At 69.5% G+C, this 7,795-nt stretch carries 7 protein-coding genes and 1 other RNA gene; all 8 read right to left on the reverse strand.

The genetic code is table 11. The features are described 5' to 3' along the window. Positions 1–567 precede the first annotated feature (567 nt). Positions 568–969 (reverse strand): hypothetical protein, encoded by a 402-nt coding sequence (locus HUW36_RS20780; RefSeq protein WP_174529696.1) that lies wholly within the window; start codon positions 967–969, stop codon positions 568–570. 181 nt (positions 970–1,150) lie between these two features. Beyond that, positions 1,151–1,526: a transfer-messenger RNA gene (gene ssrA, locus HUW36_RS20785) on the reverse strand. 105 nt (positions 1,527–1,631) lie between these two features. Beyond that, positions 1,632–2,111, reverse strand: coding sequence for an SsrA-binding protein SmpB (smpB, locus tag HUW36_RS20790; RefSeq protein ID WP_174529697.1), 480 nt, complete (start codon positions 2,109–2,111; stop codon positions 1,632–1,634). 133 nt (positions 2,112–2,244) lie between these two features. Further along, positions 2,245–3,120, reverse strand: coding sequence for a permease-like cell division protein FtsX (ftsX, locus tag HUW36_RS20795; protein WP_174529698.1), 876 nt, complete (start codon positions 3,118–3,120; stop codon positions 2,245–2,247). A 65-nt stretch (positions 3,121–3,185) separates the two neighbouring features. Next, a complete protein-coding gene (gene ftsE / locus HUW36_RS20800; protein ID WP_013284225.1) occupies positions 3,186–3,866 on the reverse strand; it encodes a cell division ATP-binding protein FtsE in 681 nt (226 codons plus the stop codon). A gap of 118 nt (positions 3,867–3,984) precedes the next feature. Beyond that, entirely contained in the window at positions 3,985–5,106 is a 1,122-nt protein-coding gene (gene prfB, locus HUW36_RS20805) for a peptide chain release factor 2 (RefSeq protein ID WP_174529699.1), read from the reverse strand. A gap of 45 nt (positions 5,107–5,151) precedes the next feature. After that, positions 5,152–5,667, reverse strand: coding sequence for a PadR family transcriptional regulator (locus HUW36_RS20810; RefSeq protein ID WP_174529700.1), 516 nt, complete (start codon positions 5,665–5,667; stop codon positions 5,152–5,154). Positions 5,668–5,802: 135 nt separating this feature from the next. Beyond that, positions 5,803–7,431, reverse strand: coding sequence for an L-glutamate gamma-semialdehyde dehydrogenase (pruA, locus tag HUW36_RS20815; RefSeq protein WP_174529701.1), 1,629 nt, complete (start codon positions 7,429–7,431; stop codon positions 5,803–5,805). Between the last annotated feature and the right edge of the window lie 364 nt (positions 7,432–7,795).

Raw genomic sequence — 7,795 nt, forward strand, 5'->3', positions numbered from 1 at the left:
GAAGACGGCATACGAGATCATGATGAGTGACTGGAGTTCAGACGTGTGCTCTTCCGATCTCTCCGGCCAGCCGGGCTGGCCCAGCCGCGGCTCACGCGGTCGGCCGTCGCACGGCGGCGGGTCGCCCTGGTCCAGCTGGGCGTACGCGTCGGCCGCGCTGACCAGCGGCACCCGCAGCTCGCCGTCGGGGAAGCGGATCGTGCCGTCCGGCGGGACGGCGGTCGGCATCGGGATCTGGTCCCGGTACCAGCCGGAGTCGAACGCCAGCTTCGTCTCCGCGGTGAAGCCCGGGTCGCCGCCGAGCACGGTGGCGTCCTGGAGCGGGACGTAGCCGGTGCGCCACCTCGGGTCGGGGCGCCAGCGTGCGGCTACCTCCTGCGCCCGCCTGTCGAACGCGGGGTGCTGGTCCCGGACGGCGGACGGCGTCGCGCCCGGGCCGGCGGACGAGGTGGCACCCGGCCCGGAGTCGGGCGTGGCGCACCCGGCGAGGACCAGCATCGGCAGCCCGAGCAGGGCGAGCGATCGGCGCATGCGGATTGGACGCCGCCGCCTCCCGGCCGGTTCCGCTCAGTCCCCACCGCCCAGGTCGGCTTGGTACGCCTCCCAGAGCAGGTCCGCGCCGCGCCGCCGGTGCCGGTCGAGTGCGCGCAGCAGGTTGCCGGCCTGTTCCCGCACCTCCTCGGCGGAGACGGCGGACGACCCGACGGCGTGCTGGAGCGCGGCCAGCGCCGCGACGATCGCGGCGTGCTCGTCCACCAGCAGGCGTACGCCCCGGTGCAGCCGAGGTGCGGTGCGCAGCAGGTCGGCGTAGCGGCCGGCCGGGCCCTCGGTGATCCGGACGTGCTCGACGAAGCCCTGCCGGACCGGAGCGAGGTGGACGATCAACCGCTCCCGCCAGCGGGGTTCCCCGGTCGCCGTCAACGCCTGCCCGAGCACGGTGGTCGGCTGGTGGATCGGACTGGTGACCATGGGGCACCTCCCGGCCTGCGGCGCTATCGCATACCGCGATGGTGAACCCGGCCGCCCGGCCTGTCCAGCCGCCGGCGCCGCCTCATTCGTCTCATCGGACACAGCCGCCCCAGTGGCACCACCCGGTCGCGGAAACGACTGTGCGCCCCGGTCCGGGAGGACCGGGGCGCACAGGTCAAGGTGGTGGAGGTGCCGGGAATCGAACCCGGGTCCTTCGCCGGTTTGTCAGGGCTTCTCCGAGCGCAGCTCGCTGTGCCTCTACTCGGCCCCACCGCTCACGCGAGCAAGTTGGTGTGACGGGCCCAGTCGCTGATTGATCTCGCCGCACGGACCCCGCGACCGGGTCCGATTGGCCAGCCTTCTAGCTGATGCCGGCTAACTGGGTCGAAGGCGCTCCCAGGCCGACAGACTTGCTACTCGCCTCAGGCGGCGAGAGCGAAGTCAGCGCGATTGTTCTTGGCGCTTATTGGTTTCCGACGACCGATTCTCGAGACGACGTCGGCTTCCTCGGCTCGCTTCCCCTGTCGCTGCGTACGAAGTCGAAACCAGTCACCCCCTCGACAGGCCACCGTGCTGGTGGCACTGACAAGCCTAACGCCTGCCGCAACGGGTTTCATCCCGAGCCCCGGGCCGGGCGTGCCGGCCGGGACGAAGGGGACAGATCAGTCGTCCATGCCCTTGCCGCGCCGACCCGCGACGCGCCGGATCTCCCGGTCGGCGTCCCGCTTGGCGAGGTCCTGCCGCTTGTCGTACGACTTCTTGCCCTTGGCCAGGGCGATCTCGACCTTGGCCCAGCCGTCCGAGAAGTAGACCTGGAGCGGCACGACGGTCAGGCCACCCTCCCGCGTCTTGCCGATCAACCGGTCGATCTCCAACCGGTTGAGCAGCAGCTTGCGGGTACGCCGGGGCTCGTGGTTGGTCCACGTGCCCTGGGTGTACTCCGGGATGTGCATGCCGTGCAGGTAGATCTCGCCGCCGCTCTCCTGGGCGAACGCGTCGACGAGCGACGCCCGCCCGGCGCGCAGCGACTTGACCTCGGTGCCGGTCAACGCCATGCCCGCCTCGTAGGTGTCGAGGATGGCGTAGTCGTGCCGCGCCTTCTTGTTGGAGGCGACCACCTTGCGGCCCTTTTCCCGTGGCATCGGCGCCACCCCCTTCCTGATCGGCTCCCGGCCACCGGCCGGCGAGCGGAGATCATGCTACCGGAACCACAAGAGCCCTCCCGCGCCGTTTATTCCGGCGCGGGAGGGCCCTCGGAGAGCCGTACCGGGGTAACTAGACCCGCAGGTAGAAGCGGAGCGTCACCCAGGCGGTGACCGCGCTGACCACGCCACCGACGGCGGCCATCAGCGGGAAGGTCAGGAAGATCTCGGACCAGGAGATCGGGGTGATCAGCCCCTCCAGGGCGGCCATCGAGCTGCCGGCCGCCACCGTCTTCACGGAGATCAGGGCGAGCAGGCCGAGGATGGAGCCGATCAGGCCGGCCACCACCGCCTCCAGCACGAACGGCGCCTGGATGAACCAGTTGGACGCGCCGACCAGCTTCATGACCGCGACCTCACGCCGCTTGCTGTACGCGGCCACCTGGATGGTGTTCGCGACGAGCAGCAGGGCGGCGGCGGCCATCACGATGGCGAGGGCGAGCGCGCCGTTCTGGATGCCGGTGAGCACACCGAAGACCTTGTCCAGCAGCTTGCTCTGGTCGACGATCGTGTCGATGCCCTCGGCGGTCTTGTACTGGTCGTAGATCTGCTTGTACTGCTGCGGGTCGTTCAGCGTGATCCGGAACGACTCCGGCAGCTGGTCGGCCTTGACCGCGTTGACCAGGTCGGGCGCGTCGGCGTACATCTGCTGGAAGCGCTTGTAGGCCTCGTCCTTGTTGACGTACGTGACGTCCTTGACCAGCGGGTCCGCCTTGAGCTTGGTCTCCAGGTCGGTCCGCTGCTGCTCCTGGACGTCGGTCTTCAGGAAGATCGAGACCTGGACGTTCTCGTAGTAGAGATCCTTCATGTCGCCGACCTTCTGGTACAGAAGGCCGCTGCCGCCCAGCATGAACAGCGACACCGCCATGGTGATGATCATGGCGACTGTCATGGTGACGTTGCGCCACAGTCCGACCAGTACCTCGGACAGGACGTACTTCATCCGCATCGGGATATTCCTCCGGCTCTCCGGCGTGAGGTGTTCGTCGTCAGGGTCTACGGATCGTCAGCGGCTCAGCCGTAGACGCCGCGGGCCTGGTCGCGCACGATGCGGCCGCTCTCGATCTCGATCACCCGGCGCCGCATCTGGTTCACGATGTTGGAGTCGTGCGTGACCATCACGACGGTCGTGCCGGTGCGGTTGATCCGGTCCAGGAGGCGCATGATCTCGATCGAGGTGTCCGGGTCCAGGTTTCCGGTGGGCTCGTCGGCCAGCAGGATCAGCGGCCGGTTCACGAACGCCCGGGCCACCGCGACACGCTGCTGCTCGCCACCGGACAGCTCGTGCGGGTAACGGTGCTCCTTGCCGCCGAGACCGACCAGCTCCAGCACCTCCGGCACGACCCGACGGGCGACCGCCTTCGTCTTGCCGATCACCTCCAGCGCGAACGCCACGTTCTCGTACGCGGTGCGGTTCGGCAGCAGCCGGAAGTCCTGGAAGACACAGCCGATGGAGCGCCGGAAGTGGGGTCGCTTCCAGGAACGCATCGACGTGACGTCCTTGCCGTTGACGACGACACGACCCTTGTTGGGCGTGACCTCGTGCAGCAGCAACTTGATGATGGTGGACTTGCCGGAGCCGGATGGACCGATGAAGAAGACGAACTCGCCCTTCTCGATCGAGACGGACACGTTGTCGAGCGAAGGCCGGGACGCCTTCGGGTACGTCTTCGTCACTTGCTCAAGCTGAATCACGGGTCGGTAGTCTACGCGGTGTAACCGCAGAGCCAAGCCCCCCGCCCCGGCGATGCGGCGCGCGTCATCGATTTACCCGGTCAGACCGAGATCGATGACGCGCTGCGTTCGACCGTGATCACGCACCGTCAGCGGTGAGCTGCTGCTGCTTCCGCCAGCGGATTCCCGCCTCGATGAAGCTGTCCAGCTCGCCGTCGAAGACCGAGGACGGATTGCCCGTCTCCTGTTCGGTACGCAGATCCTTCACCATCTGATACGGGTGCAGGACGTACGACCGCATCTGGTCGCCCCACGAGCCGGCCGCGTCGGTCTTCAGGCCCGCCATCTTGGCCTGCTCCTCCTGCCGCTTGCGCTCCAGCAGCCGGGCCTGGAGCACCCGCAGCGCGGAGGCCTTGTTCTGCAGCTGGGACTTCTCGTTCTGGCAGGTGACCACGATGCCGGTGGGGATGTGGGTGATCCGGACCGCCGAGTCGGTGGTGTTGACCGACTGGCCACCCGGGCCGGAGGACCGGTAGACGTCGATCCGCATCTCGTTCTCGGGGATGTCGATGTGGTCGGTCTGCTCGACCACCGGAAGCACCTCGACGCCCGCGAAGCTGGTCTGCCGGCGGCCCTGGTTGTCGAACGGGCTGATCCGCACCAGCCGGTGCGTGCCGGACTCCACGCTGAGCGTGCCGTAGGCGTAGGGCACCTTCACGGTGAACGTGGCGGACTTCAGGCCCGCCTCCTCGGCGTAGGAGGTCTCGTAGACCTCCGTCGGGTAGCCGTGGCGCTCCGCCCAGCGCAGGTACATCCGCAGCAGCATCTCGGCGAAGTCCGCCGCGTCCACGCCGCCGGCGCCGGCCCGGATGGCGACCAGCGCCTCCCGGGAGTCGTACTCGCCGGAGAGCAGGGTGCGGACCTCCATCTCCTCGATGGCCTTGGTCAACCCGGTGATCTCCGACTCGACCTCGGTCAGCGCGCCCGGGTCGGACTCCGCCTGGGCCAGCTCCAGCAGCACCCCGGCGTCGTCGAGCCGGGAGCGCAGGTCGCCCAGCTTGGTGATCTCACCGTTGACGTACGACAGCTGCGACGTCACCTGCTGCGCCTTGGCCTGGTCGTCCCACAGGTCGGGCGCGGAGGCCTCCTGCTCCAGGCGTGCCTTCTGCTCGCGCAGCTTGTCGAGGTCGAGCACGGCCTCGATGTTGCGCAGGGTGGCGTCGAGGTCCTTGAGCTGTTCGGCGTAATCGGCAGCGGTCACGACAGACAAGCCTACTGCCTCTCCTGGCCTGGTCGACGCAGGCGGTCAGCCGACCGGCGCGGTCTTCAGCCAGGACAGCGCCGCCTTGTGGTAGGCGACCGCGAACTCCAGCGCGCTGGCGTCGTAGTTGTCGCCTTCCTTCTTGGCGTTCTTGACCTGCTCGCGCACCGCCGCCAGCGCCTCGGTGTGGTACTCGTTCGCCGAGGCGTACAGGTTCTTGAGCTGGCTCGCCGAGTGCAGGTTGCCGAACGCCATCCGTAGCGCGATCGGGTTACGGATGGTGTCCTTGCCGGGATTCTCCGCCAGCCAGCGGGAGAATGTCCGTTTCCCGGCCGCCGTCAGCGCGTACGGCTGGCTCATCCGCGGCCCGGGCTTGCCGAGCCGCACCAGACCCTTCTCGGCCAGGACGGGAAGCTCCCGGTAGACCTGACTGCGGGTCATCGACCAGTACGGCGCCAGCCGGCGCTCGGCGGCGGCCATCAACTGGCCGCCAGTCATCGGGCCGTCGTGCAGCAGACCCAGCAGGGCCGCCGCCGTCGGGTTGACTCCGGATTCCGCCATGCCCTCTAAGCTGCCACTTTGTCGGCTCTGGCGTCCAGGATTTGCCGTTTTCGCCACCCGATGGCGGGTCCGATGTGCACTGTCGGGTAAGGAAGGGGCCCGCCCCACGTCTCCGACGGGCCCCCTCCGGACGTCTCAGCCCATGTGCGGGTAGGTGTGGTCGGTCGGCGGGACGAAGGTCTCCTTGATCGTCCGCGGCGACGTCCAGCGGACCAGGTTGTGCCAGCTACCCGCCTTGTCGTTGGTGCCGCTGGCCCGGGCGCCGCCGAACGGCTGCTGCCCGACCACCGCGCCGGTCGGCTTGTCGTTGATGTAGAAGTTGCCCGCCGCGTACCGCATCTTCTCCGCCACCTGGTCGACCACCCGGCGGTCGTTCGCGAAGATCGACCCGGTCAGCGCGTACGGCGCGATCGACTCGGCCTGGGCGACCACGTCGTCGAAGCGGGCGTCGTCGAAGACGTGCACGCCGAGGATCGGGCCGAAGTACTCCGTGGTGAAGGTCTCGTGCGCGGCGTCGGAGCACTCGAACAGCGTCGGCCGGACGAACCAGCCGACCGAGTCGTCGGCGGTGCCGCCGGCCAGGATCTTGCAGCTGTCGTCGCCCTTGATCAGCTCCAGCGCGGCGGTGTGCCGGCCGAACGCCTTGTCGTCGATGACCGCACCGCCGAAGTTGCTGAAGTCGGTCACGTCGCCGTAGGTCAGCGACTCCGCGGTGGCGGCTAGCCGGTCCCGCAGCCCGCCCTCCCAGAGCGACCGGGGAACGTACGCCCGCGAGGCCGCCGAGCACTTCTGGCCCTGGTACTCGTAGGCGCCCCGGATCAGCGCGGTGTGCAGCGCGTCCACGTCGGCGCTGGTGTGCGCGACCACGAAGTCCTTGCCGCCGGTCTCGCCGACCAGGCGCGGGTAGCCCCGGTAGCGGGCGATGTTGTCGCCGACGGTCTTCCACAGGTGCTGGAAGACCTTGGTCGAGCCGGTGAAGTGGATGCCGGCCAGGTCCGGGTCGGCGAGCACGACGTCGGAGACCTCCTCGCCCCGGCCGGTGACCATGTTGATCACACCGGGGGGCAGGCCTGCGGCCTCGAACAGGCGCATCGTGAAGTGCGCGGCGAACTGCTGGGTCGGGCCCGGCTTCCAGACCACCGTGTTGCCGAGCATGGCCGGCGCGGACGGCAGGTTGCCGGCGATCGCGGTGAAGTTGAACGGGGTGACCGCGTAGACGAAGCCCTCCAGCGGCCGGTGGTCGAAGCGGTTCCACACACCGGACGAGGACATCGGCTGCTCGGCCAGGAGCCGGCGGGCGAAGTGCACGTTGAACCGGAGGAAGTCGATCAGCTCGCAGGCGGCGTCGATCTCGGCCTGGACCGCGGTCTTGGACTGGCCGAGCATGGTGGCCGCGTTGAGCGTGTCCCGCCAGGGGCCGGCGAGCAGGTCGGCGGCGCGCAGGAAGATCGCGGCCCGCTCCTCGAACGGCAGCGCCCGCCACATCGGCGCGGCGTCCTTGGCGGCCCGGACCGCGGCCCGCGCGTCGTCGTGGGTGGCGTGACCGGTGACGCCGAGCACGTGCGCGTGCTTGTGCGGCTGCACCACGTCGATCGACTCGCCGCCGGCCATCCGCTGCTCGCCGGCGATGGTCATCGGCAGCTCGATCCGGTCGGCGGCCAGTTCGGCCAGCCGCCGCTGGAGCCGCTCCCGGTCGGCGCTGCCGGGCTCGTAGGTGTGGACCGGCTCGTTGCGCGGCTCGGGTACGGAGAACACGGCGTCCATCACAGGCTCCTGTGCGATCTCGACGGCGGTGGCGAAACCGGTCCCGCGAGCGCGGCCGGGCGGCCGGCGCCGGACACCGCGCGGCGGACCGGTCGCGGCGGCGGGACCTGGGCCGATTGTTTCATGCGACACCCCCGCCGACCCGGCCTCCCCGGGGGCCGAGGCGAACACCGGACGGACTCCCCCTCTTCGGACCGTCAGCTCATTCCGACCCGGAACCGACGAAACGTCGGTGCGGACTGCACCGGATCGACGATTCGTCGGCGGCTTCGGCCCGCTCCACCCCTGCCGGGTGGAGGCGTCGACGCGTGCCGGCAGCCGGGGGTGACGCGCGCGCGGCGCGCGGCCCGCCCGTCCGGGAGGC

The organism is Micromonospora maritima (assembly GCF_902825405.1).
GTDB classification, from domain to species: domain Bacteria; phylum Actinomycetota; class Actinomycetes; order Mycobacteriales; family Micromonosporaceae; genus Micromonospora; species Micromonospora maritima.